Source organism: Aeromonas sp. 600276, from assembly GCF_049175815.1.
Taxonomy (GTDB): Bacteria; Pseudomonadota; Gammaproteobacteria; order Enterobacterales; family Aeromonadaceae; genus Aeromonas; species Aeromonas dhakensis.
The window spans coordinates 1-26,465 of the sequence record NZ_JAAKVU010000006.1; the positions used below are offsets into that span (position 1 = coordinate 1).

At 58.1% G+C, this 26,465-nt stretch carries 29 protein-coding genes, 1 tRNA gene and 1 riboswitch; of the genes, 4 read left to right on the forward strand and 26 right to left on the reverse strand.

The features are described from left to right. The 11 genes from G5134_RS07460 to G5134_RS07510 form a co-directional block, all read right to left on the reverse strand. On the reverse strand, positions 1-197 hold a 197-nt coding region (locus G5134_RS07460), incomplete at its 3' end, for a hypothetical protein (protein WP_421231936.1). A gap of 263 nt (positions 198-460) precedes the next feature. Then, complete coding sequence (gene hcp1, locus G5134_RS07465) at positions 461-979, reverse strand: type VI secretion system effector Hcp1 (protein ID WP_010634242.1); 519 nt, start codon at positions 977-979, stop codon at positions 461-463. Positions 980-1,941: 962 nt separating this feature from the next. After that, positions 1,942-3,645, reverse strand: coding sequence for a DUF2235 domain-containing protein (locus tag G5134_RS07470; protein ID WP_065017939.1), 1,704 nt, complete (start codon positions 3,643-3,645; stop codon positions 1,942-1,944). A 2-nt stretch (positions 3,646-3,647) separates the two neighbouring features. Next, a complete protein-coding gene (locus G5134_RS07475; protein WP_017781645.1) occupies positions 3,648-4,166 on the reverse strand; it encodes a membrane protein in 519 nt (172 codons plus the stop codon). Between the two features lie 121 nt (positions 4,167-4,287). After that, a complete protein-coding gene (locus tag G5134_RS07480; RefSeq protein WP_017781647.1) occupies positions 4,288-4,803 on the reverse strand; it encodes a DUF3304 domain-containing protein in 516 nt (171 codons plus the stop codon). Next, on the reverse strand, positions 4,800-5,525 hold the full coding sequence (locus G5134_RS07485; protein WP_065017940.1) for a DUF4123 domain-containing protein: 726 nt from the start codon (positions 5,523-5,525) through the stop codon (positions 4,800-4,802). Before G5134_RS07485 ends, G5134_RS07480 begins: the two co-directional genes overlap by 4 nt. Position 5,526: 1 nt before the next feature. Beyond that, on the reverse strand, positions 5,527-7,620 hold the full coding sequence (locus G5134_RS07490; protein ID WP_421231937.1) for a type VI secretion system tip protein VgrG: 2,094 nt from the start codon (positions 7,618-7,620) through the stop codon (positions 5,527-5,529). Positions 7,621-7,631: 11 nt separating this feature from the next. After that, positions 7,632-7,919 carry a type VI secretion system PAAR protein gene (locus G5134_RS07495; protein WP_017764275.1) on the reverse strand — a complete coding sequence of 96 codons (288 nt, stop codon included), beginning with the start codon at positions 7,917-7,919 and terminating at the stop codon, positions 7,632-7,634. Positions 7,920-8,103: 184 nt separating this feature from the next. Continuing rightward, complete coding sequence (gene hcp1 / locus G5134_RS07500; RefSeq protein ID WP_017764274.1) at positions 8,104-8,622, reverse strand: type VI secretion system effector Hcp1; 519 nt, start codon at positions 8,620-8,622, stop codon at positions 8,104-8,106. Between the two features lie 599 nt (positions 8,623-9,221). Next, positions 9,222-9,309, reverse strand: a tRNA-Ser gene (locus tag G5134_RS07505). A 235-nt stretch (positions 9,310-9,544) separates the two neighbouring features. Continuing rightward, entirely contained in the window at positions 9,545-10,000 is a 456-nt protein-coding gene (locus G5134_RS07510) for a YbjN domain-containing protein (protein WP_005299960.1), read from the reverse strand. A 158-nt stretch (positions 10,001-10,158) separates the two neighbouring features. On the opposite strand from G5134_RS07510, the gene G5134_RS07515 reads away from it, so the two are divergent. Beyond that, positions 10,159-11,496 (forward strand): flavohemoglobin expression-modulating QEGLA motif protein, encoded by a 1,338-nt coding sequence (locus tag G5134_RS07515; RefSeq protein WP_065018537.1) that lies wholly within the window; start codon positions 10,159-10,161, stop codon positions 11,494-11,496. Between the two features lie 68 nt (positions 11,497-11,564). Here G5134_RS07515 and G5134_RS07520 read toward each other — a convergent pair whose 3' ends face one another. Both G5134_RS07520 and G5134_RS07525 read right to left on the reverse strand, forming a co-directional pair. Beyond that, positions 11,565-12,146: a thymidine kinase gene (locus G5134_RS07520; protein ID WP_017780003.1), complete on the reverse strand. Its 582-nt coding sequence runs from the start codon at positions 12,144-12,146 to the stop codon at positions 11,565-11,567. A gap of 86 nt (positions 12,147-12,232) precedes the next feature. Continuing rightward, positions 12,233-13,813 (reverse strand): Na+/H+ antiporter NhaC family protein, encoded by a 1,581-nt coding sequence (locus tag G5134_RS07525; protein ID WP_042050929.1) that lies wholly within the window; start codon positions 13,811-13,813, stop codon positions 12,233-12,235. 86 nt (positions 13,814-13,899) lie between these two features. Next, positions 13,900-14,071, reverse strand: a riboswitch (Lysine riboswitch). A 320-nt stretch (positions 14,072-14,391) separates the two neighbouring features. Between G5134_RS07525 and G5134_RS07530 the strand changes: the two genes are divergently transcribed. Then, the gene (locus tag G5134_RS07530; protein WP_005299952.1) at positions 14,392-14,796 is read left to right on the forward strand and encodes an H-NS family nucleoid-associated regulatory protein; all 405 of its coding nucleotides are present in this window, start codon (positions 14,392-14,394) and stop codon (positions 14,794-14,796) included. Positions 14,797-14,861: 65 nt separating this feature from the next. On the opposite strand, the gene G5134_RS07535 is transcribed toward G5134_RS07530, so the two are convergent. The 5 genes from G5134_RS07535 to G5134_RS07555 all read right to left on the reverse strand — a co-directional run bounded on the left by G5134_RS07535 (position 14,862) and on the right by G5134_RS07555 (position 17,803). Continuing rightward, a complete protein-coding gene (locus G5134_RS07535; RefSeq protein ID WP_065018538.1) occupies positions 14,862-15,425 on the reverse strand; it encodes a cob(I)yrinic acid a,c-diamide adenosyltransferase in 564 nt (187 codons plus the stop codon). After that, entirely contained in the window at positions 15,422-15,652 is a 231-nt protein-coding gene (locus G5134_RS07540; RefSeq protein WP_005299948.1) for a DUF3820 family protein, read from the reverse strand. The genes G5134_RS07535 and G5134_RS07540 overlap by 4 nt, the downstream gene beginning before the upstream one ends. 1 nt (position 15,653) lies before the next feature. Beyond that, positions 15,654-16,325, reverse strand: a complete 672-nt coding sequence (gene queE / locus G5134_RS07545) for a 7-carboxy-7-deazaguanine synthase QueE (protein ID WP_010634247.1) — start codon at positions 16,323-16,325, stop codon at positions 15,654-15,656. 61 nt (positions 16,326-16,386) lie between these two features. Beyond that, positions 16,387-17,094: a 7-cyano-7-deazaguanine synthase QueC gene (gene queC, locus G5134_RS07550; RefSeq protein WP_065018539.1), complete on the reverse strand. Its 708-nt coding sequence runs from the start codon at positions 17,092-17,094 to the stop codon at positions 16,387-16,389. A gap of 22 nt (positions 17,095-17,116) precedes the next feature. After that, positions 17,117-17,803 (reverse strand): tRNA-uridine aminocarboxypropyltransferase, encoded by a 687-nt coding sequence (locus tag G5134_RS07555; RefSeq protein ID WP_017785431.1) that lies wholly within the window; start codon positions 17,801-17,803, stop codon positions 17,117-17,119. Here G5134_RS07555 and rrtA point away from each other — a divergent pair. Continuing rightward, positions 17,733-18,311 carry a rhombosortase gene (gene rrtA / locus G5134_RS07560; protein WP_172442662.1) on the forward strand — a complete coding sequence of 193 codons (579 nt, stop codon included), beginning with the start codon at positions 17,733-17,735 and terminating at the stop codon, positions 18,309-18,311. The two genes, G5134_RS07555 and rrtA, sit on opposite strands and share 71 nt — an antisense overlap. 48 nt (positions 18,312-18,359) lie before the next feature. On the opposite strand, the gene pyrF is transcribed toward rrtA, so the two are convergent. The 6 genes from pyrF to cmk form a co-directional block, all read right to left on the reverse strand. Further along, positions 18,360-19,061, reverse strand: coding sequence for an orotidine-5'-phosphate decarboxylase (pyrF, locus tag G5134_RS07565; protein ID WP_065018540.1), 702 nt, complete (start codon positions 19,059-19,061; stop codon positions 18,360-18,362). Positions 19,062-19,160: 99 nt separating this feature from the next. Beyond that, positions 19,161-20,327 carry a lipopolysaccharide assembly protein LapB gene (gene lapB / locus G5134_RS07570; RefSeq protein ID WP_065018541.1) on the reverse strand — a complete coding sequence of 389 codons (1,167 nt, stop codon included), beginning with the start codon at positions 20,325-20,327 and terminating at the stop codon, positions 19,161-19,163. A gap of 9 nt (positions 20,328-20,336) precedes the next feature. Beyond that, positions 20,337-20,621, reverse strand: a complete 285-nt coding sequence (locus G5134_RS07575) for a LapA family protein (RefSeq protein ID WP_005299936.1) — start codon at positions 20,619-20,621, stop codon at positions 20,337-20,339. Positions 20,622-20,777: 156 nt separating this feature from the next. Beyond that, positions 20,778-21,062 carry an integration host factor subunit beta gene (gene ihfB / locus G5134_RS07580; RefSeq protein WP_005299934.1) on the reverse strand — a complete coding sequence of 95 codons (285 nt, stop codon included), beginning with the start codon at positions 21,060-21,062 and terminating at the stop codon, positions 20,778-20,780. Between the two features lie 94 nt (positions 21,063-21,156). Further along, positions 21,157-22,827, reverse strand: a complete 1,671-nt coding sequence (rpsA, locus tag G5134_RS07585) for a 30S ribosomal protein S1 (RefSeq protein WP_005299919.1) — start codon at positions 22,825-22,827, stop codon at positions 21,157-21,159. Positions 22,828-22,921: 94 nt separating this feature from the next. After that, positions 22,922-23,614 carry a (d)CMP kinase gene (cmk, locus tag G5134_RS07590; protein ID WP_010634252.1) on the reverse strand — a complete coding sequence of 231 codons (693 nt, stop codon included), beginning with the start codon at positions 23,612-23,614 and terminating at the stop codon, positions 22,922-22,924. A gap of 249 nt (positions 23,615-23,863) precedes the next feature. Between cmk and ribA the strand changes: the two genes are divergently transcribed. Continuing rightward, positions 23,864-24,457 carry a GTP cyclohydrolase II gene (gene ribA / locus G5134_RS07595; RefSeq protein ID WP_005299914.1) on the forward strand — a complete coding sequence of 198 codons (594 nt, stop codon included), beginning with the start codon at positions 23,864-23,866 and terminating at the stop codon, positions 24,455-24,457. A gap of 78 nt (positions 24,458-24,535) precedes the next feature. On the opposite strand, the gene cysB is transcribed toward ribA, so the two are convergent. Further along, the gene (gene cysB, locus G5134_RS07600; protein ID WP_010634254.1) at positions 24,536-25,510 is read right to left on the reverse strand and encodes an HTH-type transcriptional regulator CysB; all 975 of its coding nucleotides are present in this window, start codon (positions 25,508-25,510) and stop codon (positions 24,536-24,538) included. 73 nt (positions 25,511-25,583) lie between these two features. Beyond that, positions 25,584-26,459 carry a LysR family transcriptional regulator gene (locus G5134_RS07605; RefSeq protein WP_065018542.1) on the reverse strand — a complete coding sequence of 292 codons (876 nt, stop codon included), beginning with the start codon at positions 26,457-26,459 and terminating at the stop codon, positions 25,584-25,586. Positions 26,460-26,465 lie beyond the last annotated feature (6 nt).

Genomic DNA, 26,465 nt, shown 5'->3' on the forward strand with positions numbered 1-26,465 from the left:
TTGTACCACACCAGCAGCTCGCACGGCTGGTCCAGCACGGCGCCAAAGTCGATGTCGGGCTGGGCGCTTGCCAGCTCCAGGCGCAGGTTGAACGGCCGGTTCAGCGCTTCATCAAGCGCAAACTCGGCCACCACGAAAGTGTTTTCGGGCAGAGCCCCCACCTTGACGGTAAATTGTAATCCTGTGCTGTCTGCCATCGTTACTCGCCCCTGAGATATCGTGCAGCCCCATCAGGCGGGGCACTTCAAGCCGTGTGAGAGATCCGCCTTCGCCCCGGTTTTTCTGACACCATGGCTACCGCACGCCCTTGACGGCGTGCGGCAAGACGTAAACTCGGATTTTTTCTTGTGCCCCCTCACCTCAGGCAAACGGGCAAAGGAAAAAACGCGTGTATTGAAACGGAGCGGAAAATGCCAGAAACGGCAAAAGGGCACCGCAAGCAGTGCCCTTTGACTGAGAATTACGCTTCGATCGGCGCGCGCCAGTCGTCCGCACCGGAGGTACCGGCAACGGTGTGCTCCCAATCGATCTTGCGATAGGCCATGGAGACCTGGATCAGCTGGGTGAAGTCAGACTTCGCCGGATCCTGGCAGTGCGGCATCTGGCAGTCGATGTCGACGATGGTGGCGTCGGTCAGCACGGTAGAGAAGAAGTGCTCCTGCTTGCCCTCGACGGAGGTGCGGTACCACTTCAGGGTCACTTTCGGCAGCATCTCGCCGGAAGCCAGCGCGTTGTACATCAGCGGCACGGCCTTGTTCAGCGCAACGGTGAACTTGAACGGCTTGTGGACACGCTGGCCAGCAGGCTGACCGGATTGCGGATCGGTCGGGACGGTCACGACGTGCTGGAACTCTTGCACCAGCATCTCGTCTTCGTGGCCCTGCACGAAGATGTTGCCGACGGAATCGGAGGTGAAGGCACCAGCCGTGATGTTGCCCTGAGTTTTACCTTCGATGCTGATATAACATGGAGTTGGCATGGAATTGCTCCTGATTGGTTGAACGGTAATGACACTCGAGCGAATCCGTTAGCAGTGACCATGCCAATTCATTTTATTGTTTTAAAACAATAGGTTGAATCAATTATTAATCAGGCCATCATCGCAATGACGCAACAAGTTGCGCATTTGAGATATTAATCTAGATAAAGTTGCATATGCAGAATAAAAAACTGTAAATTCCGCAATACATTGCGCAAGCCAGAACTTATTTCAACCTGATGACCCGCACGGATGTGATAGCGACTAAGCCGTGTGTTGATAATGGGAAACATCGGGGATCCGGCAGCCCGTCGATACAACCTGGTTATGGATGATGGAAAACTGTGGCGGCGACAACCCGCGAGGTCGACCTGTTATTTTCCCATCGATATATCATCTGACACCTGACTCGCGCCAGCAGGCAAGATGCCCAGACGGTTACAGGATACAAGGCGCCACTCCCAGCCACGCACCAGCCTGATACACAAAAGCCCGGCCAGAGGTCGGGCTTTTGTGTTTACCGCAGGCAGCTATGACCGGTCCTACAAAGCAAAAACCGAGCGTCAGCCCGGTTTTTTATATTTGGCAGTGAGGCAGACTGAATCGCCACTGGATGGCGTCCGTATCTACCGGCGGTTGTTTTCTGTACAACCGAGCCTGAATCAAATGTGCTTCGGCATGATTCCGCCTGGCTGCCTGCTCAAACCAATCGAGACATTCACTGACCAACTTGCCTTGATGCTGCTCCTGCACATTAGACGATAGCTGGCATTTGATTAGCCTTGCCTGTCAGGCTGCTTGCGGCAATTGATCCTGATAGATCTTTTGCCACTTGGTATGCTCAGCCTTATCGCCTCTGACCTGTCAGAAAGCACAGATGCTCTCGGCCAATTCTGCGGCCATGGCATGATCGTTATCAAGACGGCAAATCAGATACTGGGCCAGCCAGTTTTGGTACTGCTTCACGCTGCTGCTTCCTCATCAGCTTCCACCGTCTCAATGCCACGGGGGACGAAGAAGTTGTTGCTGCGGAGCATGGTATGGGCCTGAGCGTGGAGCGTGGCGTGCTTGAGCTCCTTCGAGCTGAAGTCATGCATGAAATAGTTGAAGAATGCGTCAACAACACGTGGAACTCGTAGGGATTCATTAAAGTTCAACACTATTTTGGCTGCCTGCACTGTCTTGCTCCATGTCGGTTGATTCGCCACTATGGCTTCTGCGTCCCTGCCAACCTGCTCAAGCCAACCCCAACGCTCCTTGAGTTCATCGCGTTCACTACCACGAGCAACCTCGAGACGAGCCCGGTAGTCGAACAGCTTTTCTCCGAGCCAGATGCAGTAACAGTTCATATGCCTCTCGAAACCTGCTGGAGTCGGGTCGGCCCGACCTGCCCACTTCTGGTAATAGTCGCTGAAATCCTGCACCGAGCGTCCAGCCAGGTTGTCCAGCATAACGAAGTAGCTCGCCACATATGGGTCATTTTTGTCCAGCGTGCGGAAGTTAGGGAACGGCACCTGAGCCCGACGAGCGGTATCAAACATCTTTCTAAGCGGCACCCGGCAAAGCTCGGCACTGGGCCGCTGTTCATTAGGCAGCAGACCCCCAGTAACATCCTCGCTGATGCCAGGGCAGAGCTCCTCCCGCCAACCTGACTTGAGCGGCCCAAGGGGTAGCAGTGGGCGATAGTCACGGCGCTCGTGGGCAGCCACCAGATGCAGGGCTCGCTTGACGGCAGGGTGAAGGGGCTTGTTATAGTCGATCACCTTGGCACCCGCTACCACGCCTAACGGCACGCCAGCCGGATTCTTGGTCAACAAACCTGCCCAGTCAGACACTTCAGCAACAGTGTCCCCCATATCGAGCAGGCTACGCCGTGAGTTGTCGAAGAGGCCAGCGAAGATCACCTCGACCTTGCTCTCCTCATAGCGGTACTCGTTGCCCACCTTGGTACAGACCGAATCCAGCAGCTCCTCGATAAAGCGGCGAGCAAGAGCCGCCCCCAGATCGGCCCCGAAGACCGACACCTGGATCAGCTTGATGGGAAGCTGGTTAAGCTTCTGCACATCAGAAACGGCCAGTTTGAAATTGTTCTTGGCATAATCGACCCTGGCGTCCACCCCTGTCATCAACAGGTCAGCGACCAACGGATTATCCCGGATAGGAGCTACCGCTTCGACCAGTGCTCGCTTAGCCGCATTTTTGGCGGCGGAGAATGATGCCTCGAAACTACTCTTCAGGGTCAGCATGTCGCCGAGCTTGTTGGTCAGAACCTTGCTCCAATCCCCCTTGACGGCCTCGACCACCGTTTCTTTAGCCTGACTTTTCAAATCGTCAAGGTAATCGCCAGCCAACGCCTTCTGCCTTGCATCAAGAATACTGTCCAGTTGCTCGGAGGTCGTATCGTTGAGCTCTGTGCCCAAGCCTGGAATGTAAACCTTGGCGTATGAATAAGAGGAGGTGAGTGGAGCCTTAATTTCCTCTGGATGGGCTCGAAACAGACGTCCAACATTGGTCAGCCGCCGGATCTCTTCATCTGTGTAGATATTCCGCTTGGTGCCATCGAAGAAGAAACCTATTTGCAAGGCCAATGAACAGGTGCCGATCCCCGCCTGATGAAGGCTCTCTTCTCGACCAATACGGCACTTCAGGTCATCCCTATCCACCATCACTATTTCCTCGTCCGATAGGTATCAACAATGCTATCCAGCTCAACAGGGCAGCTATGGGCCCAACGAATCATCGGGGTATTATCGGGCAGTATCAGTACACAAAAATCATCCTGCCCCTTCTCCCGCTTGGGCATGGGCAGGGTGACAGAGTGCTTTTCTGGCCGCAGCCCTTCCTTGTCCAATTGGTCTCGCGTGGTACTCAGCAACCAGTCGATCTTCACAGTATCGCCATCTAGCCGATAGGGGCCTGCACGTCCGCCACCGCCGGCACCGAATCCATCAAACGCCAACGTGTTGCTCCCCATCTTGCCATTGACATAGACGTAGCTGATGGGGCGATCGATCACCGACATAAGCACGATAGAGGCCCCGCCATGTCGCTCCTGCAGCAGAAACGTCCATCCCAGCCAGAGCACCAACACAATGGCACTCAGCCAGCGTCCCCAACGAGGCATCAAGTCCCACGCAGCCGTGGCCATCGTGGAGATAAATCGTGTCAGGCTTCTTTCTACTGTCATACTTGTCTCTTTCATTTTTCCTGGGCCAAACGCTCAACCTGCGAGCTGGTGCCGATGTCCACTTGATGGAGGCTTTCTTCACGTTCAATACGGCACTTCAGATCATCCCTATCCACCATCACTATTTCCTCGTCCGATAGTTATCAATCACGTCATTCATCACAGGCTCAGCCCAACCTCCCCATCGCACCATCACTTTGTTGTCGGGCAAAAAGAGGACATGAAAGTTATTCTGCCCCTTTTCCCGCTTGGGCATGGGCAAGGTGAGCGAGTGTTTTTCAAATCGGTAGCCTGCTTTTTCTTGCTCCTCGGTCATATCGAGTTCCCAATCGATCTTCACCGTATCGCCATCGATCCGATAGGGGCCCGCACTACCGCCCCCACCAGCACTGAACCCGTCAAATGCAAACGTGTTGCTCCCCATCTTGCCATTGACGTAGACGTAACTGATGGGGCGGTCGATCACAGAATGGACCACGATAGAGGCCCCGCCATGTTGCTCCTGCAGCAGAAACGTCCATCCCAGCCAGAGCACCAGTACAATGGCACTCAACCAACGCCCCCAGCGGGGCATCAAGTCCCACGCAGCCGTGGCCATCGTGGAGATAAATCGTGTCAGGCTTCTTTCTACTGTCATGCTGATTGCTTGAGTTGCTCCAAGGATGAGCGCCCACCTTCCAGATAGGCCAATCCCCAGAGCATTAACTGAGCGTCGCTTGCCCCTGCCTGCTTGGCCTTGTCGAGTGCCTTGCGAACCATGGCCATCCGCTCACAAGGCGGAAACTGAGCAATATTATCCCCTGATTGCCAGAGAGCCAGCAGTCGATGGGCTTGCGGTGATCCTTCCAATGCTTGATAGAGTGCCGGGGTCAGCTGTACCAGAACTGGTTCTGCCGGGGGGACAGACAAGTCCAGCTCACGCCAGTTGCCATTGCACTCCCGCAGCCACCAACGGCTGATGCCACCAAAGATACCGCCAAGCCAGGGGGCATCCTGCTGCTCAAGCAGCAAGGGCAAGGCATCAGGGGTATAGAACCGCAGCAGTATACTGAACTTGCCGTTTGGCTCTATCACTCTTGCTCCCAGAGCCAACTGCTCTTGCAGTGCTTCTACAGGTCGCTCGCTGTCTATCAGACCCACGACATGCCCCTGCTCGGCGAGTTCGGCAAGCAAGCCTTCATCCTGTTGTGAGCACTGCCAGAGCCAGGGGCCCAGATTGACCAGCTCAAACAGGTCGTCATAAAGATAGAGCGGCAAAAACAGCCCCTCACTCAGCCTCTCTCGTTGCTCGGCACTGAGATGGGCCGCTTCGAGAAGGGCTACCGTCTTTCCTTCACGCCAGATTGATTCAGGTAGCATCTTACTCTCCCTTTACCACTGCATCGCCCTGAGCCATGGCTCTCAGCATGCAAGGGATGCAGACAGGTTTCTCCATGGGCGGAAACGCCTTTAACAAGGCCTCTGTACTCGTCTGCGTTGGGATTTGTGGCACGATAGTGACATGCTCCGGAGAGGGTTCCGTAGCGACAACTTTCGGTAAGAATGGGGCCTGTCCACCCCAGCCGGAACCATTACCGGGGCTACCGCCAGAGTTCATCTTGATGGAGGGACCGACCAGGGTGACGCCGCTCGGGTCAACCTTCACAAAGCTGCCGCCCACTTTGAGGGTAATTTCCGCTCCAGCCTCCAGCACGACCTTTTGACCCGACTTGAAGTGAATTTCCTGACCCGCCTCAACCAATAGCGCCTGTGCGATTTTCTGGTGGAGCGATGCATCCACGGTGAGGGAATAGTCGGCTTTTATCTGGTCGCGCTTCTCGCCCTCCACCGTCAGGTGGTCATTAGCCTTGATGCGGGTCACTCGCTCGTTGTCGATATCGGTGTGCTGGTCGTGCTTGATATGCCAAGCCGCGTCGTTCTCTATCAGCACGTTCAGATCTTTCTGACCGTGGATGTAAATCTCTTCCTGCCCCGCCTGGTCTTCAAAGCGCAGCTCGTTGAAGCCCTCCCCCTGGTGGGTTTCGGTGCGCAACACGGTGCGGGTCTTGTTGGCCGGCAACTCGTAGGGCGGGCGGTTGGTGGCGTGATAGGTGCGACCAGTGACGATGGGTTGGTCCGGGTCCCCTTCCAGAAAGCTCACGATAACTTCGTGGCCGATACGCGGGATGGCCATCATGCCGTACTGCCCCCCGGCCCAGCCCTGGCTCACCCGCACCCAGCAGGAGCTTTGGTCGTTGGAGCTGCCATATCTGTCCCACGGGAACTGCAGCTTCACCCGGCCGTGTTCGTCGCAGTAAATCTCCTCCCCCTCGGGCCCCACCACCATGGCGATTTGCGGGCCATCCACCATGGGCTTGTGAGGGGCTTCCGGGCTGCCTATGCGCACTCGCCAGGTGGTGCTGGCTTTCACCACCCCAAATTCGTTGTGATAGACGGTGGGGCCACTGCCCCCTTCCTCTTCCAGTGCCTGTGGCTGCAAGCCGGTGTGCTGGATACGCACGATTTGCCAGTCGGTGTTGAGGCTGCCGTTGGGGTGTTCGGTGAGCGAGAAGCTCTGCCCCGGCTGCAAGGCCGCGCAGTTGGACTTGCCACTTCCGGCTACTGCATCGTTGCGCAGCGCATCCAGCCGATGTTGGGCAAACGCCTTGCCGCTCGGGTCCGCTTTGTAGCGACCCGGAAAATCGAAGTGCTGGTAGGTGTCGCGCTGGTGCTCGAGTTCTGCACCCTGTTTCTTGTGGGATAAGCCGTAGGCCGGGGTCTTGAAGCTGTAGTCTTTCAGCTCCACATCAGAGGGGCGCACCGCCTCCCGGTAGTGGAACTGCCGCACATAGGGCCCCTGCTCTAGCGAGCGGTTGCCGAGGTTGAAGAAGAGCTCGGGGCCGGCAGTCAGGGCGGCTGCGTCATCGGCAAAGACGATGCGATGCTTGCCCACTTCAAACTCGTGGAAGTAGAACATCCCCTCTTCGGCGGCGAGGCGGTTCACGAAATCGAGGTCGGTTTCCCGATACTGAACGCAGTACTCCCGCTTGGCGTGCTCGTTTTTCAGCGCAAAGGCGTAGTCGGTGATGCCGTGCTCTTGCAGAAGAATGCTGAGAATTTCATCGGGCTTTTGCGCCTGAAAGATGCGGGAGTTCTGACGTAAAGAGAGTCGCCACAACGCCGGCTGCACCAGCAGCTGATAGCGGGTGCGGCGAAAGCCGCTGTCCCCCTGCGCGAAGTCACTGACCACCCCGCATACCCGGCGCTGCAGCTCGCCGTTGTACCACACCAGCAGCTCGCACGGCTGGTCCAACGCGGCACCGAAGTCGATGTCCGGTTGCTGGCTGGCTACTTCCAGGTGGAGGCTAAACGGGCGGTTCAAGCCCTCATCCAGCTTGAAGCTCGCGACCGCAAAGGTGTTGTCAGCCAGAGCGCCAACCTTGGCGGTGAATTGTAATCCTGTGCTCTGTGCCATGACCTTGTTCCTTATCCTGCCTGTCCACTGCCCGAACCAATTACCACGCCACCACAATCCACAGCGGTGCCTGTGACAGCGATGGGCTTGCCGTTTACCAACACCAAGCCGACCCCACCGGCAATGGCGCGGGGATGAGGCGGGTTGTTGGGCTTGTCATGGGGGGCAAGCGGGTCACCCTGGCGGGCCACCGGCTTGCCATCGAGGAACACGTCAGGACTGGCGGCTATCACCGGGGTCGGTGGAAAGCCATCGTGGTCGGTGCCGATGTCACCGAGCAGTGCAATGGAGGGACACATAATTCAAACCTCTTGTGTGCTTTGCCATCACTCCGCTCACAAGGCCAGAACTGGGGGATGGCAAAACATAAAAGCTCCGGTAGCCCACGGCTGGCCGGAGAAAGCACGGGCTGATAGGCCGGTAACTTACCGGCCAGACAGTACAAGATTTACTACAAGGAATACCAAAGTAAGAAAGGGAGGCTTAGGCCTCGATAGGCGCACGCCAGTCATCGCTACCAGAGGTACCGGCAACGGTGTGTTCCCAGTCAATCTTGCGGTAAGCCAGAGAGACCTGGATCAGCTGGGTGAAGTCAGACTTCGCCGGATCCTGGCAATGGGGCATCTGGCAGTCGATGTCAACGATGGTGGCATCGGTCAGCACGGTAGAGAAGAAGTGCTCCTGCTTGCCCTCGACAGAGGTGCGGTACCACTTCAGGGTCACTTTCGGCAGCATTTCGCCGGACGCCAGGGAGTTGTACATCAACGGCACAGCTTTGTTCAGTGCAACGGTGAACTTGAACGGCTTGTGGACACGCTGACCAGCAGGCTGACCGGATTGCGGGTCAGTTGGGACGGTCACGACGTGCTGGAACTCTTGTACCAGCATCTCGTCTTCATGGCCCTGCACGAAGATGTTGCCGACGGAATCGGAAGTGAAGGCACCTGCGGTGATATTGCCCTGGGTTTTACCTTCGATGCTGATATAACATGGAGTTGGCATGGAATTGCTCCTGATTGGTTGAACGGTAATGACACTCGACCGAATCCGTTAGCAGTGACCATGCCAATTCATTTTATTGTTTTAAAACAATAGTTTGAGTCAATTACCAATCAATCCATTATCGCAATAACGCAACAAGTTGCGCATCCGATATATTCATCCAGATAAAGTTGCATATGCAGAATAAGAAACTGGAAATTCCGCAATGCATTGCGCAAGTCAGAACTTATTTCAACCTGATGATCCGCACGGGTTTGATGGCAACTGAGCAGTACGTTGACAATAGAAAACATCGGGGGCCGGCTGCCGTTCATCGCAGCAAGCTGCTCTGCTCGAACCCGGCGAGGGTTCTCACCCTCTCTCTGTGGGCATCAGATTTGCTGTGCTCCCAAAAGCAAAAAACCGACCATCGGGTCGGCTTTTCAATCTGTACGCTGGGTCGGGATTGACTCGCACCATCCCTGGCGCTCGCCCTGCGGGCGGTCCTGGCCGTCCAGGCGGGCTATCCTGCCCACTTGTCGAACTAGGGCCCGAACCGAGCCGCCCATCATCGGATAAAGCAAAAGGCCCCGTCTTGCGACGGGGCCTTTTGCTTTATTTGGCGGTGAGGGAGGGATTCGAACCCTCGATACGTTGCCGTATACACACTTTCCAGGCGTGCTCCTTCAGCCACTCGGACACCTCACCAAATTTTTACTTCTTGAAGTGGCTTTCGGAGCACGCTGCGCGTGCATCTTGCCGACTTCGTCGGTGGGCAGCCTCTCGGACACCTCACCAAAGTTTGGTCTGTTGTTTAACGTGCTCAGCCAGCACGTCGTTCGTTGCGCCGTTACGCTGGAACGGGGCGTAATTTAGGGGAAAGCCCCGCCGGCGTCAACGGCTTTTTGCATCATGCGAACCGTTCGCACATTTAACGCACAAATCAGTGCACAGACTCCGGTGCGACCTGGATTTCCGGCAGATTCAGGAAGCCCAACCGCTCGCATTCGGAGACCACTTCATGGGTCGCGGCTATGGTGCTCTCGACAAATAGCAGGAACTGCTCGACGGAGAGCCCCGCCTTGGTAAAGACGGTATGCCCCACCACCAGCCGCGGCAGGTTGTCATCGATGATGTCGAGGAACACTTTGAGCGACGGGTACTGCATGTTGAGGCGACCCAGCTCGGCCACCAGCGGCAGCAAGGCGGAGGGACGCACCTCCAGCTCGGATGAAAACAGCACCCCTTCCTCTTCGACGAAGATCCGGCTCTCCTGGATGCCCTCGACGGACTGCAGGGAGACGATGTGGATACCATGGCACTGATCACAGACATAGTGCTCGATACGAGCCTGCTGCAACCAACGCATTATCATTTCGGAGCTGGGGATATTCATCATTTCCACGACACAATTGGGATCAAGGGGCGCAGTCTAAACCAATTTTCCGGCAACCAAAAGCGCACTGGCCGGATAAGCACGGCCCTCGCTTCTTTTTGGCAAGCAGCCTGCATATACTCAGCCCATTCCAGCGCCACACTCGCCCCACAGGGGGCTAAATGACCATCCAAGAAAAGTACCGTCTGCATCTGAAGTCCCTCTCGGATGAACTCTTGATCCTGCAAAAGCCCATCCGCATTCTGGATGCCATCAAATGGCCCCGTCACCTGCAGGCCGACTTTCTGGCCAGCGGAGGGCGCACGCTGCCGGCCGTCGACAAGGCCTTCTATGATGGCCTTCCCCTCGGCTTCGATCCCCGCAACAAGTACCTGGAGCTCAAGGAGCTGAGGGACAGGATCCGGCGCCGGCTTGGCCCCCAGGATGAGCTTGGCCGCATCCTGCAGGAGACGGTGGATCAGTACATGGTAGTCATCGAGATGCTGCGCCAACGCGGGCAACCGGACTTTCTGCGCTACAGCCGGCTGCTGTACGGTTCGGCCGGCGATCACCTGCGCGGCGATCGCAAGACCCTCAAGGAGCTGGGAGCCAGGCTGTGCGACATCTTCTCCCTGCCCGGCGCCCGCCACCTGGTGCGCCCCTACCCCAAGGAGTTCGAGGGGGAAGCGGCGGTGGCCAGGTTGCAGGGCAAGCTGTCGAACTACTTCAGTGACGGCACAGTGCAGGTCAAGCTGAGCGATGGCATCGTCTCCGATGCCGCGGCCGGCGGCGATTACATCAAGCTCAACTCCCACGCCCGCTTCTCCGAACTCGACCTGCAAGTACTGGAGGTCCATGAGGGCTGGGTGCATGTGGGCACAACCCTCAACGGGCGCCAGCAACCCTATGCCACCTGGCTCAGTGCCGGCTCGCCGCGCATCACCGCCTGTCAGGAGGGGTTGGCGGTGCTGATAGAGACACTCACCTTCAGCTCCTTTCCGGACAGGGCCAAGCGCATCTCGGATCGGGTGATGGCCATCGACATGGCGGAGCGCGGCGCCGACTTCATCGAGGTGTTCCGCCATTTCGTCGATCAGGGTGCCAGCGAGCACGATGCCTACAAGATCACCCAGCGGGTGTTTCGCGGAGGCATGGTCGAGGGGGGGGCCTGCTTCACCAAGGATCTCTCCTATGTGAAAGGCTATGTGGAGACGGTCAACTTCATCCGCAGCGCCGTGCTGGAGGGCGTCCCCGAGATCCTGCCCATGCTGTTTGTCGGCAAGGTGACCCTGGACGACATCCCGGTGCTCTATCAGCACTATCTGGAGGGGCTCATCAGTACGCCCCGTTATCTGCCCCCCATGTTTCGCGATCTCACCGGCCTCTACGTCTGGTTCGGCTTCGCCTCCGGCATGTCGCTGGTGGATATCGGCCGGGTACAGCAGCACTTTCGCCAGCTGTTCCACCGCCTGCCGGTGGCCGATCCCATCATAGCCCCGGTCGATATCGAGATAGATTGACCCCTCGGAAACAAGCAAGGCGCCAGATTGGCGCCTTGCTTGTTCATGTTATCCCCATCAGCCGCGGGTTATTTGAAGGCCCGCCCTTCCAGATAGTGTTTGCGGCACAGGGAGACATAGCGATCGTTGCCACCGATCTCCACCTGCTCGCCATCTCGCATCACCTGGCCTGCTTCGTTGACCCGGGAGTTCATGTGCGCCTTGTTGCCGCACCAGCAGATGCTTTTGAGCTCCTCGAACTTGTCGGCCAGACAGAGCAGGTGATAGGAGCCGGGAAACAGCTCGCCGCGAAAATCGGTCTTGAGGCCGTAGGCGATCACCGGGATGTCCTGCTCGTCGACGATACGGGCCAGCTGATAGACCTGCTCCCTGGTCAGGAACTGGGCCTCATCGACGATGAACACATCGATACGTTTCTCGGCATGACGGGCTTTCACCATCTCGAACAGATCACAGCTCTCTCTGAACACTTCTACTCTCAGCTCCAACCCCACCCGGGCGCTGATCACCCCGACCCCGAAGCGGTCGTCGATGGCGGGTGTCATGGCCAAGGGATGCATGCCCCGCTCCAGATAGTTGAAGTGCGCCTGAATGAGCTGGGTCGATTTGCCTGAATTCATGGTGGCAAACTTGTAGTGCAGTGAAGCCATGATACTGTTCCGAAACTGAATTTATGGGGCGCATGCTAACCAAAGCCCCCAACAAAACCAAGGGGCCTTGCGGCCCCTTGTACGTTTTAAGCAACTGCCAGGTCCGCCTGGGACCTTGCCTTGCGCAAATGGTAGCTGGAGAAGATGACGAACCAGAGGGCGCTCACGCTGAAGCCTGCCAGCACCGAGTGCATCAGCCCCATCACCAGATACCCGAGGGCGGCGCCAAAGGCGATGGCCAGGGCATAGGGCAGCTGGGTCATCACGTGATCGATGTGATGGCAACCGGCGCCGGTGGCCGACAGAATACTGGTGCTGGAGATGGGCGAGCTGTGATCCCCGAACACCGAACCCGCCAGCACGGCGGCCAGCATCGGCAGCATCAGGGCCGCATCGCTGGCCGCCGCCATGTCACCCGCCAGCGGCAGCATGATGCCGAAGGTGCCCCAGCTGGTGCCGGTGGCAAACGCCATGGCGCAGGAGAGCACGAACACCACGGCCGGCAGCACTTCCACCGGCAGATTGCCGTTGGCCAGGGAGGCCAGGTACTTGCCGGTCTCCACATCGCGCACCACGGCGCCAATGGTCCAGGCAAACAGCAGGATGTTGATGGCCGGCAGCATGGCCATCACCCCTTGCGGCGCGGCCTTGAGCCAGTTCTTGGCACCGAGCTTCAGACGCATGGCCAGACCGATGGAAACCACCAGACTGCACAGGGCGCCGTAGACCAGGGAGGAACCCACGTTGGTATTCTCGAACGAGCCAAGGACGCTGAACGGCTCGCCATTGGCGGCCAGCACGGCGGCACCGGAGTCGATCATGAAGTAGACGGTGGCCGCGGTCAGGGTCAGGATCGGCAGCACCATGTCGATCATGCCGCCGTTGCTCTCCTCCGGGCTCTCCATGTCCAGACCGATGGGCCGGCCTTTGGACTCATCCCACAGCTTGCCTTCCAGCGCCCACTGCTCGTGCTGGCGCATCGGACCGATATCGAGCTGAAACGCGATCACCACCAGCACCATGATGAGGGTGAACACCGCATAGAGGTTCATCGGGATCATCTCGACGAAGGCGGAGATGGGGCTCTGCCCGGTGATGCCGTGAGCCGTCATGATGCCGCCCACCAGAGCGATGATGTAAGCCCCCCAGGAGGAGATGGGCATCAGCACGCAGACCGGCGCCGCGGTGGAGTCCAGCAAGTAGGCCAGCTTGGCGCGGGAGATCTGGAAGCGGTCGGTAACCGGACGGCAGATAGCCCCCACCGACAGACTGTGGAAGAAGTCGTCGATGAAGAAGGCAAACACCATCATGCCGGTGAGCGCCTTGGCCCCCTTGCGGGTCTTGGCGCGCTTGGCAGCCCACTCGGCAAACGCCCGGGTCGCACCGGAGACGCTCATCAGGCTGATGAGGCCGCCCAGCAGCAGCATGAACAGCAGCATATTGATGTTGTCACGGTTGAGCGCCCCGTCGACCCAGAAGATCTTGAGCACTGTGTTCAACATGTAATGCAGGGAGTCGAGGGGGGAAAACTGGTTCAGCAGCAGGCTGCCGGTAACGATACCGACGCCAAGCGACAGCAGCACACGGCGGGTGAGGATCGCCAGTGCGACGGCCAGCAGAGGAGGAATGATTGACCAACCGGAGTCGGCGTAGTGAACGATGTCCATGATCTCTTTGCACCTAAAGACAGCAGGTGGAGATCTACCGAGAGGATAAAGAAACAAAACCCATGGGGAGGTAATACTCCTCAGCCCCTTCAGGTAGCGCTCCATAGTGGATGACTATGGCAGTCCTGCACCTATTAGATGCAGAACCAGCAGCCCGGTATGATGGCCTGGCCACTTCGGCGCTGACTCCTTTCCTTGTGCATCATCGGCATCACCCTCCGCACAAGTAGTCATAGGCAGCGCGCCTCTACTTAAAGGTATTCGAGGCACATTTTATCGTGCCGACACGTTATAGCAAGTTTTTTGATTAAATCCCCAAGCAAGCAAGATCAAAAGGGCAAAGAGGTAGTCAAATGGTGCAAACATTATGACTTTGTCGCTATTTTCATCTACTTGGAACTCAGTCGAGTATGCCACTGGCCAATATTGCTGAATCGGGCCTGAATTCAATTGCATTACTTAATTCCAAGCATGAATTTATTAATTCGACTCGCTTGACTTAATCCCGAACGGCCGTATAAATTAGCCAAAATAACTATTTTTATTTAATTCACTCTTTTGCTCGCGTGGTGAACACTATGAACGAATTTTTGAAAGTACTGCTGAATATCCGTAGCCTGCGCGCCGCTTGCCGTGAGCTGACGCTGGAACAATTGGAAGAAGGCTTGGAAAAGCTCTCCGCGATTGTCGGCGAACGCCAGCAGGATGAAGCCGCCGAGCGTCAGGCTCGTGAAGAACATCAGCGCAAAATTAATGAATATGCCGAAATGCTGAAAGCCGCCGGTATTGATCCTGCTGAACTGGTTGGCACAGTCGCAGCCGAACCGGCCAAGGCGACCAAGAGCAAACGTGCCCCTCGCCCGGCCAAATATCGCTATATGGACAACGGCGTGGAAAAAACCTGGACCGGTCAGGGTCGCATGCCGTCCGTGATTGCCAAGGCGGTCGCCGAAGGTAAATCCGTCGAAGACTTTGCCATCTGATAAAACAGCATTGGCCCAATAAAAAACCTCGCCTTGCGAGGTTTTTTATTGCCTGCGGCCTGCCGTCACTCCCGCTCTGCCGCCTTGACCCAGAGCACTTCGGGCGTCGCGGTACAGGCCAGCAGGTAGCGGGAAATGGTGAAGAACCAGTCACTCAGCCGGTTCATGTAGGGCAGAATGGCCGGATTGATCTGCTCGCTGCGACCCAAAGTCAGCAACAGGCGCTCGCAGCGCCGGGTCAGGGTGCGCACCACATGGGCTTGCGCCGCCGCCCGGGAGCCGCTGGGCAGAATGAAATTGCGCAGCAGCGGCAAATTGGCGCTGTAGGCATTGATCTGTTGTTCCAGCCGCAGGGTCCACTCGTTATTCACCTGCCAGATGGCGGCCTCCTGAGCGTCACTGGAAAATGCCAGCTCCCCGCCAAGATCGAACAATTCCTGTTGCAGCAATAACAGGTCTGCCAATAATCCGGTTTCCGCTGCGGGCACCTCGGCAATAAGAAGACCTATATGAGAATTTAATTCATCGATATAGCCGTAGGTTTCCACGCGCATATCGTCTTTGGCCAGTTGCACGCCATCGGCCAGCCGAGTCATGCCCTTGTCGCCCTGCCTCGTATATATTCTCATACCGACATCCTGTTAATAATGGGAACAATCATGGATTCAAGCCCGTTGAGCTTGATTTCATAGGCAAGCGCCAGCGTTTGACCAAGCGATCCGGCCGGGAAACCGGTGCGGGCCAGCCACACCAGATAAGGCTCCGGAATATCGATGATGCGGCGCCCCCGATATTTGCCGTACGGCATCTTGTTGGCCAGAGACAGCAAGACCCGCTCGTCGGACAACCACTCCATTTCAATCGATATCCAGATATTTGTGGGTCTGGATGGAGAGTCGCCAATTGCGGGCAATGCAGGTTGCCATGGCCAGCTGGGTCGCCCTGGGTTTCTGGCTGATGGGTTGCAGTGCAATCACCACGTCGTCGCGCAGACGAGCGGTGGCCAGCAGCGCATCCAGCTCCTCCACGTGGCGCTCGGTGGCTACCGGATGCTTGATCTCGTTGGCTCGCTCAAGGGCTGAGACCAGCACCGGCAACCCACCCTTCATATTGATCTTGGGGGATACGGTGACCCAGGTCTGCTCATGGGTCTTGATCTCGCTGGTACCACTGGTTTCAATCTGCACCTGATAGCCTGCCGCAATGAGGGCGGTAGAGAGATCCTGCAGGTCATAGAGGCAGGGTTCGCCCCCGGTGATCACCACGTGACGCGCCTGATAGCCAAGTTGCTGGAAGCTGGCCAGGATCTGCGCCGTGCTCATCTTGCTCCAGCCATCGGATTCGTTGGAGCAATCGAGCACCGCCTGCACGCCCACTTCACGAGCAGGATCGACCACCCAGGTATGACGGGTATCGCACCAGGGGCATCCCACCGGGCAACCCTGCAGGCGAACGAAAATGGCGGGCAGGCCGGTGAAGACCCCCTCCCCCTGGATGGTCTGGAATATCTCGTTGATTGGGTAGTGCATCTTGGTCACGGCTGGTTGCAAAAGTCGCGGATTATACCCCAAGCATGGCCGAGACGCAGGCTCAGCATCCGCTTTTCTCACCTAGCCCGGTTTTTTGGTGCAGACGCACCAGCACGCCCGCCTTGTCGGCCAGGTACTGCTGCAGGCCACGGCTGCGCAAATCGCAGGCCGGACAGGCGCCGCAGCCATCGCCGGCAATGCCGTTGTAGCAGGTGAGCGTTTGCTGGCGCACGGTATCGAGGTGGCCGTAGTGATCCGCCAGTGCCCAGGTCTCGGCCTTGTCGAGCCACATCAGCGGCGTCTCGAAACGAATGGCGCGATCCAGCCCCAGGGAGACAGCCTGGTTGAGTGCCTTGACGAACTCGTCGCGGCAATCCGGGTAACCGGAGAAATCAGTCTCACACACCCCGGTGATCACCGCTTCGGCGCCCACCTGATAGGCGTAGATGGCGGCCAGGGTCAAAAACAGGATGTTGCGGCCCGGCACGAAGGTATTGGGCAGGCCATTCTCCTGCAGCTCGAAGCTCACCGGGATCTCGTCCCGGGTCAGGGCCGAGATGGCAAGCTCCCCCAGCATGGTCACGTCCATCACCTTGTGGGCGGCGATGCCGAGCCGGTTGGCCAGACGGCGCGCCGTCTCGATCTCTTCACTATGGCGCTGGCCATAATCGAAGGTGATGGCGTGCACCTCGTCATAACGGGACAAGGCCTGGACCAAGCAGGTGGTACTGTCCTGACCACCACTGAATACCACGACGGCTTTTTTCACGTATGTCACTCCTCTGGGCAGTTCAACTGCGTCGGCCCTGGGCAAAATCATGCCACTGCCGGTTCAAATGGGTAAAAAGGGTCATCAGCGGGGCGAAGCGATCGGGTGCGCCCTCCCACTGGGACAACAGATGGTAGCCCGCTTCCAGGGTCGAGAGCGCCTCAGGAAACGGCTTCTTGCGAATGGAATATTGCCCCGCGACGGCATCCAGCCCAATTCGCGGCAACTGCTGCAACTCGGGGTTGCTGTGCAGCATCCGGTAGGCCTTACGCCAGGTGCCATCGAGCAGCAGAAAACAGACTCGGCGAGCCGGCTCGGCCGTCTCCCTCTCTCTCACCTCGGCAAGGGTGATGGCCTCCTCATCCGGCCACAGCAGATAACACTGCAGCGCGGGATCGGCCAACAAGGCCGCCAGCTCGGGGACGTCGGCCACCTGTTCGCCCACATGCAGGCGGGCCTGCGCCAGCGAGGCGGCCAAAAGGACGGCGGTCCCCTTGGGATGACCCACCTCCCCTGGATGCTGCAGGATGTGCAGGGGCGCATGGGGTGAAACCGGCCGAATATAATCGCACAGACAGGCTTTGAGGGCTCTGGTGCAACGTGTACAGTATCGACTCTTGTTGTCGTCGGACTGTTTCATGTTGTCAGAAAAATCAGGATTGCTCTGGGTCATCACGCTTTCACTCGCCAGTTTGCTGCTCTTTTTCACCGTGCCGAATCACCAGCTCTCCTTCGATCGTACCCTGATAGCCCAGGGTGAAGGGTGGCGCATCATAACAGGCAATCTGGCCCACACCAATCTGTGGCACCTGCTGCTCAACCTGAGTGGGCTGTGCGTACTGTACAGCCTGTTTCGCGAATACCTGACAGGCTGTCGCCTGCCGCTGCTGCTGCTGCTGCTGGGGAGCGCCGTCGGGCTCGGCATCTGGTGGTGGTGTCCGCAGACCCAGTGGTACATGGGGCTGTCGGGAGCGCTGCACGGCCTGTTTGTGTGGGGCGCGCTACAGGATATCCGCTATCGCCGCCACTCCGGCTGGTTGATGCTGGCAGGGGTAGCGATCAAGCTTGGGGTGGATTTCTACAGTGCGGGGGAAAGTCCGGTGTCCGCCCTCATCGGGGCCAGGGTACACATTGAATCACATCTGATTGGCTCGGGCGCCGGCCTGTTGCTCGGCCTGCTGCCGGTCACCTTGCGCCCCCACGCCGTCAAGGAGTGAGCCTGCACCGGATGCAATGCCGGCCCCATCGGGCCGGCATTCTCTTTATCAGCGACCCGCCAGCTCTGCGTTGATGCCGGCCAGCATGGCGGCAGGATCGGCCGCCTGGGTGATGGGGCGGCCAATCACCAGATAGTCGGCACCCGCCTCCACTGCCGCCAGCGGCGTCATGACCCGGCGCTGATCCCCGGCAGCCGAGCCGGTGGGGCGGATCCCCGGCGTCACCAGTTTGAACTCGTCACCGAGCAGCGCCTTGAGCTCACGCGCTTCGTTGGCGGAGCAGACCACCCCGTCCAACCCGGCGTTCCTGGTCAATTTGGCCAGCCGGATCACCTGCTCGGCCGGCGTCACATCAAGGCCCAGCGGCGCCATGTCGGACTGCTCCATGCTGGTCAGCACGGTCACCCCGATAAGCAGCGGCGCCTTGTCGCCATAAGGCAGCAGCGCCTCCTTGGCGGCCCGCATCATTCGCTCGCCACCGCTGGCGTGCACGTTCACCATCCAGACGCCGAGTTCGGCACTAGCGGCGACTGCCTTGGCGACGGTGTTGGGAATGTCGTGAAACTTCAGATCCAGAAAGACATCGAACCCCTTGGCAACCAGCTGACGCACGAACTGGGGGCCAAACAGGGTAAACATCTCCTTGCCTACCTTGAGACGGCACTGGGCCGGGGAGATACGTTCAATGAAGGCGAAGGCATCGGCCTCGTGCTGATAATCCAGCGCAACCAGTACTTTGGGATCTAGCATCTCACTTCCTATCGATGGTTATGCGCCGTCCGGAGCGAGTCCGGCCCGGCCTGAAAAAACCAGGCCACAGGGGCCTGGTTGATGACATTGTTGTGGCTCTTACTCCCCGTCCAGACCGCGGATCGGCTTGATAGCTCCCCACTGGCGGCAGGAGGGGCACTGCCAGAACAGGGAGTGGGTGGCAAACCCGCACTGCCGGCACTTGTGAGTGGATTTGATCTTGATCTGCTCGTCGACCAGCGCCTTGAGCATGGTCAGGCTCTCCTTGGCCTGCCCCTCTTCAGCACCACGCAACTGCAGCGCCATCAGGTGCTGGAAGCCGCGTAGCGACGGCGTGCGCCGCAGCTGGCGCAGCACCAGCTCGGAGGCTGCCTCGCGCCCGTTGTGGCGCTCTACATAATCGGCCAGCCGCAAGGTGACCGGGAAGCCGGCCCGCGCCTCCTGGGCCTGGCCGAGCAGCTCGGGGATACGCGCCTCCTCGCCGCACAGTTCCAGACTCTCGCACAGGGGTTCCAGCACTTCGCTCGCGAAATCGATGTCCTGGGTAAGCACTCGCTCAAACTCGCGGGCCGCCTGGCGCGGATCGCCCTCCCCCTTGGCCAGCCAGCCGAGGCCGAGCGAGGCACGCACGCAGTTGCCATCGGCGGTCAGGGCCTTGCGAAAACGCAGCTGGGCCTGCTTGCGATTCTCTTCGCGCAGGGCCATGTCGGCCAGCTCGCACTGGTAATGGGCGATGGTGGGAGCCAGCTTCTTGCCCTGGAATTTTTGCAACTGCTCGCTCACCGCGATCGCCTTCTCCCAATCACGCAACTGCTGGTAGATGAGCTGCAACTGGGCCAGCGCCGTCTCCTCATACTCCCCGTCCTCGGTGAGCTCGAGCCACAGCTTCTCGGCCCGATCGAGCAGGCCGGCGGCCAGGAAGTCCCGCGCCAGCTCCTGCAGGGCGAGCTGACGCTGCTCCATGGTAAGCTGGCGGGTGATGAGGTTCTGGTGGATCTTGATGGCCCGGTCTACCTCACCCCGTTGACGGAACAGGTTGCCGAGGGAGAGGTGGGTTTCGATGGTCTCGCTGTCCACTTCCAGCAGCTGGATAAAGAGATCCACCGCCTTGTCGGATTCGTCGGACAGCAAATAATTGAGACCCGCCACGTACTGGCGGGAAAACTGGTTACTCTGTTTCTGGGTGTCCTGGCGAACACTCCTGCGCCCCATATACCAGCCGTAGCCGGCGGCAATGGGCAACAGCAGGAAAAGCAGTTCAAGCATCGAGGGACATTATTCCTTGGCAGCCGTTCGGGCCAGCTCCAATTCACGGGATTGACGGCGCATGGTGCGATTGAGGGTGCGGTTTTGCATCTTGAGGCGCAAGAACAGCAGACCGAAAACCAGCCAGCCCAGCAGGAAGCCACCACCAAAGAAGAATCCCAGCAACATGGAGAGCGAGAACTCTCCTTGGGCAATCAGATAATTGAACTGCACCAGCTGGCCATTTTGCGAACCGATGGCCAGCGTCAGGATAAACACCAGCACCAGTGGAATGAGGGCCAAGATACGCTTCATAGGAGCTCCCTGTCAGTAGCTAATGAGAGGCTGATTATCCTTAAAATCACCGGCAGACTCTAGAGCGAATGGGAAAAGACTTGGCAAAACCGGACAATTGCCACAATAGAAACCGTAAAAACAAAAAAGGCATACCCAGGTATGCCATTTTCTGCATTATTCGATGATGTTCACGCGCTCGCGTAACTCTTTGCCGGGCTTGAAATGCGGAACATATTTCCCGGTCAATTCAACCTTGTCCCCGGTCTTGGGGTTGCGGCCCACACGGGGTGCACGATAGTGCAGTGAAAAACTTCCAAATCCGCGGATTTCAATCCGGTCGCCGTTTTGCAAAGTCGACGCCATTTGCTCAAGGATCTCCTTGATGGCGGCTTCGACATCTTTGGCCGGCATATGCATGCGGCTGGCAGCCAATTGTTCGATGAGATCTGATTTGGTCATAACGTTAAATCTCCTTCCCCGATCACATGCAATATTCATTACGCCAAGATAAAAAAGGGCGGCGTGACACGCCGCCCTTTTCTTGCATCAAGGATTATTCACCCTTGGCGGCTTTGAACGCTTCAGCCATGGCATTGCTGAACACAACTTCTTCTTGTTGGTTCAGGTTGTCGATGGCAACACGCTCGTCAGCCTCGTCCTTGGCACGGACAGACAGGCTCACGGTGCGGTTCTTGCGATCAACGCCCATGAATTTAGCTTCAACTTCGTCACCAACAGACAGCACCAGAGTGGCGTCTTCTACGCGGTCACGAGCAGCATCGGAGGCACGCAGGTAGCCTTCTACGCCGTCAGCCAGTTCGATCACGGCACCCTTGGCATCAACCTCGGTAACCTTACCCTTCACAATAGCACCTTTCTTGTTGTCAGACAGGTACTTATTGAACGGGTCTTCTTCGATCTGCTTGACGCCCAGGGAGATGCGCTCACGCTCCGGGTCAACTTGCAGAACAACGGCTTCGATTTCGTCGCCTTTCTTGAATTCACGAACTGCTTCTTCACCCTGGTTGTTCCAGGAGATGTCAGACAGGTGAACCAGGCCGTCGATACCGCCGTCCAGACCGATGAAGATACCGAAGTCAGTGATGGACTTGATCTTGCCGGAAACACGGTCGCCCTTGGCGTGAGTTTCGGCAAACAGCTGCCACGGGTTGGATTTGCACTGCTTCAGACCCAGGGAGATACGACGACGCTCTTCGTCGATGTCCAGAACCATCACGTCAACCACGTCGCCAACGTTAACAACCTTGGACGGGTGGATGTTCTTGTTGGTCCAATCCATCTCGGATACGTGTACCAGGCCTTCAACGCCTTCTTCGATTTCAACGAAGCAGCCGTAGTCGGTCAGGTTGGTCACGCGGCCAGACAGACGGGTGGTCTCCGGGTAACGCTTGGCGATAGCAACCCAGGGATCTTCGCCCAGCTGCTTCAGACCCAGGGATACACGGGTACGCTCGCGGTCGAACTTCAGAACCTTGACTGCGATCTCGTCGCCAACGTTGACGATTTCGGAAGGATGCTTAACGCGCTTCCACGCCATGTCGGTGATGTGCAGCAGGCCGTCAACACCGCCCAGATCTACGAATGCACCGTAGTCGGTCAGGTTCTTGACGATACCCTTAACTTCTTGACCTTCTTGCAGGTTAGCCAGCAGGCTTTCGCGCTCGGAGGTGTTCTCGGTCTCGATCACGGCACGACGGGAAACAACAACGTTGTTGCGCTTCTGGTCCAGCTTGATGACTTTGAACTCGAGTTCTTTGTTTTCCAGGTGAGCAGTGTCACGGATCGGACGCACGTCAACCAGAGAACCCGGCAGGAAGGCACGGATGCCGTTCAGTTCAACGGTGAAACCACCCTTGACCTTGCCGTTGATGATACCGATAACGGTAGCTTGCTCTTCGTAAGCTTTTTCAAGCTGCAGCCAGGCTTCGTGGCGCTTGGCTTTTTCGCGGGACAGCTTGGTTTCGCCGAAACCATCTTCGATAGAGTCCAGAGCCACGTCAACGGAGTCGCCTACGTTGATTTCCAGCTCGCCCATGGCGTTCTTGAATTCTTCAGCCGGGATAGCGGACTCGGATTTCAGACCGGCGTCAACCAGTACGAAACCATTTTCGATAGCAACGACAGTACCCTTGACGATGGAACCTTGACGGGTTTCAACGGCGTTCAGGGACTCTTCAAAGAGTTGAGCAAAAGATTCGATCATTGTTTATGTCACAAATGAAACATCCACTTGTCATCCAGCACAAGCGGGGTTGTTTTAAATAATCTGCGCCATCCATGGTGCAGACGACCGGATGTCAGCTTGCGCTGGCATCGCCGAGTTGTTGCTCCGCATAGGCGAGCACCGTTGCCAGCACTTCGTCTATGGACATGGCGGTTGAATCCACCACGAGAGCATCTTCTGCCGGTTTCAGGGGGGCAACGGCGCGATTTCTGTCGCGATCGTCACGCTCCCGAATCTCGGTTAAAAGACGCTCAAAGTTAACATCAAAGCCCTTATCTTGCAACTGCTTATAGCGGCGAGCCGCCCGTTCTTCGGCGCTGGCGTCGAGGAAAATCTTCACTTCCGCCTCGGGGAAAACCACGGTACCCATGTCGCGACCGTCGGCGATGAGGCCGGGGGCCTGGCGAAAAGCGCGCTGACGGCGCAGCAGGGCTTCGCGCACCCGCGGGAAGGCGGCAATCTTGCTCGCGGCATTGCCCACTTCCTCGGTACGAATGGTACGGGAAACATCCTCCCCTTCCAGCACGACCTTCACCTGCTCGGCATCGACCTGGAACTGCACGTCCAGATTGGCGGCCAGGGGAACCAGCGCGGCTTCGGAATCGAGCTCGACATCGTGATGCAAGGCCGCCAGGGCCAGCACCCGGTAGATGGCGCCGGAGTCGAGCAGGTGCCAACCCAGTTTTTCCGCCAGCAACTGGCACAGGGTGCCCTTGCCGGCACCACTTGGGCCATCAATTGTCATCACGGGGGCCATCTGCGGCATAACGTCTCTCCTGCACACTTGTTGCACACATCCCGGGAGGGATGGGGTAATGGGCGCCGATTATACCCAAATGTGCCGAGCCTGGCAGTCGCCAGCACACACAATTGCGCAAAACCGGTCGCAACTGTCCTCTTTGTGTACAACGGGGCAAGCCATTAAACAGTGCAAGGTTTTGTTCTTATGGTTGTTCCGGACAAGGCGCGCTAAACTGGCCGCCCTTTTTTAAGCAGCTGTAGTAAGGAGCAACCTATGAGCAGCGTTACCCTCGTGGCCAAATCCAAGTTGCCAACCCCCTGGGGCACCTTCACGCTGGTCGGCTTTCAGGAAACTGGCACCGGCAAGGATCACGCCGCGCTGGTGATGGGCGATATCACGGGTGATGAGCCGGTGCTGGGCCGAATTCACTCCGAATGCCTGACCGGCGATGCCCTGTTCAGTCTGCGTTGCGACTGCGGCTTTCAGTTGCAGGCTGCACTGGAAAACATCGCCAAGGCAGGCCGTGGCGTCTTGTTGTACGTGCGTCAGGAAGGACGCGGCATCGGCCTGCTCAACAAGATCCGGGCCTATCATCTGCAGGATCAGGGCGCCGACACCGTTGAAGCCAACGTGGCGCTCGGTTTTGCCGCCGACATGCGCGACTACACCATCTGCGCCGACATGCTCAAGCAGCTGGAGGTGAAATCCCTCAAGCTGATGACCAACAACCCGCGCAAGATGAAGGCGATGGAATCCTTCGGCATTCCGGTGGCGGAGCGGGTGCCCCTGCAGGAAGGGCGCAATCCCCACAACGAGTTCTACCTCTCGACCAAGGCCAGCAAGCTGGATCACATGTTCAAGAAGTGATCCCGCCTCGCCGCTCGTTGCCATGAAAAACGCCTCCCATCGGGAGGCGTTTTTTGTTGCTCTCGTATCGCCGCGGCGCTAGCGGATGGGCAGCTCGATATCGGCAAACATGGCATCCACGTCGTCGCTGGAGCGCAGGGCAATGGCCCGCTCCACCACGTCCCGGGTCAGATGGGGGGCAAAACGGGTCATGAAGTCATACATGTAGGTACGCAGGAAGGAGCCCTTGCGAAAGCCGATCTTGGTGGTGCTGTGGGCAAACAGGTGGCTGGCATCGAGGGCCACCAGATCGGTATCGACCTGGGGATCCAGCGCCATGGTCGCCATCACGCCGATCCCCACCCCCAGCCGGACATAGGTCTTGATCACGTCCGCATCGGTGGCGGTGAAGACGATGTTGGGCTCGAAACCGGCCCGGTTGAAGGCAGTATCGAGCTCGGAGCGGCCGGTAAAGCCGAACACATAGGTCACCAGCGGGAAGCGGGCAATGTCGGCAATGGAGAGTTTGCCGACCTGGGTCAGCGGGTGGCCCTTGGGCACGATCACGCTGCGGTTCCAGTGGTAGCAGGGCAGCATGATGAGATCTTCGTACAGGTGCAGCGCCTCGGTGGCGATGGCAAAGTCGGCCTGCCCCTTGACCACGGCTTCGCTGATCTGGGTCGGCGTGCCCTGATGCATGTGCAGGGAAACTTTGGGAAAGCGCTTGATGAAGCCTTTTATCACGTCAGGCAGTGCATAACGGGCCTGGGTGTGGGTCGTCGCGATATGGAGCGTGCCCTGTTCAGGGTGAGTGTGCTGACTCGCCACCGACTTGATGCTCTCCACCTTGCCCAGGATCTCGTTGGCAATCTTGATCACGTCCCGTCCAGCCGGGGTGATCTGGGTCAGGTGTTTGCCGCTGCGCTCGAAAATCTGGATCCCCAGCTCATCTTCCAGCATGCGCACCTGCTTGCTGATCCCTGGCTGAGAGGTGTAGAGACTCTCTGCCGTTGCCGACACGTTCAGTCTGTGGTTGGCAACCTCAACGATATAACGCAATTGTTGGAGTTTCATGATGTTAGGCTCTAAAGGCGACTTGAACTAATACTAACAAACTTTTGCCTGATAGCCTTTCCTTCTTGGCCATTTATGGCTGTGCCTGCGCCAGCAGAAAATCCCGCAAGGCCCGGTTGGCCATGGAGAGCGGATCCCCCCGCCGCCACGCCACGCAGAGATCGAGAAAGATCGGGGGCGCAAACGGGATCCCGGTCAGGGCGGGCTCTTCGTCCAGCGCCATCCGCAAGAAGGTGGTCACCGCAAAACCCTGCTTTACCACCGCCTTGAGCAGCGGGATAAGATTGCTCTCAAAGGCAATGTCGGGCTCGCAGCCCAGCCCCTGAGCCAGCGCTTCCATGTGCTCGCGGTGATAGAAACCGCGGCGAAACATCGCCAGCTCCTGGCTGAAAAAGTCGCTCAGCGACACACTCCTGGCCTGACGCAGCGGATGCTCCTCCCCCACCACCATCAGCATCTCTTCACGCAGCAACTGGGCCCCTTCCAGCGCCGGCGGCAGATCGCTGGTGATGAGGATGGCGAGATCCAGTGAACCGTCCACCATCCGGCTCAACAGCTCGCGGGTACCCGCCTCCTCCACCCGGATCTTGAGGCCGGGGTAGCGATGCTTGAAGGCCATCAGGATCGGCGGGAAGTAATAGGAGCCCATCATGTAGGGGATGCCGATGCGTACTTCTCCGCGCTCCAGTCCCTTGAGTTCGGCCATCTCGGCCTCGGCCTGATGCATCTGGCGCAGCAGGCGCTCGGCATGGCGGCAGAGCACCTCCCCTTCCGGGGTGAGCCGCACGTTGCGATCCTGACGGTCGAACAGGCGCAGCTCGAGCTGCTGCTCCAGCTTGGCGATGGCCATGCTGATGGCGGGCTGTGCCACGTGCAACCCGTTGGCCGCCTTGGTAAAGGAGCCGGCATCCCGCACCGCCAGCAGATAGGTGAGCTGTTTGAGGTCCATATCAAT

Bases quoted from the DNA above. Each gene is read 5' to 3' on its own strand.
- hcp1 (WP_010634242.1), bottom strand. From the start codon at position 979: ATGCCAACTCCATGTTATATCAGCATCGAAGGTAAAACTCAGGGCAAC.
- G5134_RS07470 (WP_065017939.1), bottom strand. From the start codon at position 3,645: ATGGTGGATAGGGATGACCTGAAGTGCCGTATTGGTCGAGAAGAGAGC.
- G5134_RS07475 (WP_017781645.1), bottom strand. From the start codon at position 4,166: ATGACAGTAGAAAGAAGCCTGACACGATTTATCTCCACGATGGCCACG.
- G5134_RS07480 (WP_017781647.1), bottom strand. From the start codon at position 4,803: ATGACAGTAGAAAGAAGCCTGACACGATTTATCTCCACGATGGCCACG.
- G5134_RS07485 (WP_065017940.1), bottom strand. From the start codon at position 5,525: ATGCTACCTGAATCAATCTGGCGTGAAGGAAAGACGGTAGCCCTTCTC.
- G5134_RS07490 (WP_421231937.1), bottom strand. From the start codon at position 7,620: ATGGCACAGAGCACAGGATTACAATTCACCGCCAAGGTTGGCGCTCTG.
- G5134_RS07495 (WP_017764275.1), bottom strand. From the start codon at position 7,919: ATGTGTCCCTCCATTGCACTGCTCGGTGACATCGGCACCGACCACGAT.
- hcp1 (WP_017764274.1), bottom strand. From the start codon at position 8,622: ATGCCAACTCCATGTTATATCAGCATCGAAGGTAAAACCCAGGGCAAT.
- G5134_RS07510 (WP_005299960.1), bottom strand. From the start codon at position 10,000: ATGATGAATATCCCCAGCTCCGAAATGATAATGCGTTGGTTGCAGCAG.
- G5134_RS07515 (WP_065018537.1), top strand. From the start codon at position 10,159: ATGACCATCCAAGAAAAGTACCGTCTGCATCTGAAGTCCCTCTCGGAT.
- G5134_RS07520 (WP_017780003.1), bottom strand. From the start codon at position 12,146: ATGGCTTCACTGCACTACAAGTTTGCCACCATGAATTCAGGCAAATCG.
- G5134_RS07525 (WP_042050929.1), bottom strand. From the start codon at position 13,813: ATGGACATCGTTCACTACGCCGACTCCGGTTGGTCAATCATTCCTCCT.
- G5134_RS07530 (WP_005299952.1), top strand. From the start codon at position 14,392: ATGAACGAATTTTTGAAAGTACTGCTGAATATCCGTAGCCTGCGCGCC.
- G5134_RS07535 (WP_065018538.1), bottom strand. From the start codon at position 15,425: ATGAGAATATATACGAGGCAGGGCGACAAGGGCATGACTCGGCTGGCC.
- G5134_RS07540 (WP_005299948.1), bottom strand. From the start codon at position 15,652: ATGGAGTGGTTGTCCGACGAGCGGGTCTTGCTGTCTCTGGCCAACAAG.
- queE (WP_010634247.1), bottom strand. From the start codon at position 16,325: ATGCACTACCCAATCAACGAGATATTCCAGACCATCCAGGGGGAGGGG.
- rrtA (WP_172442662.1), top strand. From the start codon at position 17,733: ATGTTGTCAGAAAAATCAGGATTGCTCTGGGTCATCACGCTTTCACTC.
- pyrF (WP_065018540.1), bottom strand. From the start codon at position 19,061: ATGCTAGATCCCAAAGTACTGGTTGCGCTGGATTATCAGCACGAGGCC.
- lapB (WP_065018541.1), bottom strand. From the start codon at position 20,327: ATGCTTGAACTGCTTTTCCTGCTGTTGCCCATTGCCGCCGGCTACGGC.
- G5134_RS07575 (WP_005299936.1), bottom strand. From the start codon at position 20,621: ATGAAGCGTATCTTGGCCCTCATTCCACTGGTGCTGGTGTTTATCCTG.
- ihfB (WP_005299934.1), bottom strand. From the start codon at position 21,062: ATGACCAAATCAGATCTCATCGAACAATTGGCTGCCAGCCGCATGCAT.
- rpsA (WP_005299919.1), bottom strand. From the start codon at position 22,827: ATGATCGAATCTTTTGCTCAACTCTTTGAAGAGTCCCTGAACGCCGTT.
- cmk (WP_010634252.1), bottom strand. From the start codon at position 23,614: ATGCCGCAGATGGCCCCCGTGATGACAATTGATGGCCCAAGTGGTGCC.
- ribA (WP_005299914.1), top strand. From the start codon at position 23,864: ATGAGCAGCGTTACCCTCGTGGCCAAATCCAAGTTGCCAACCCCCTGG.
- cysB (WP_010634254.1), bottom strand. From the start codon at position 25,510: ATGAAACTCCAACAATTGCGTTATATCGTTGAGGTTGCCAACCACAGA.
- G5134_RS07605 (WP_065018542.1), bottom strand. From the start codon at position 26,459: ATGGACCTCAAACAGCTCACCTATCTGCTGGCGGTGCGGGATGCCGGC.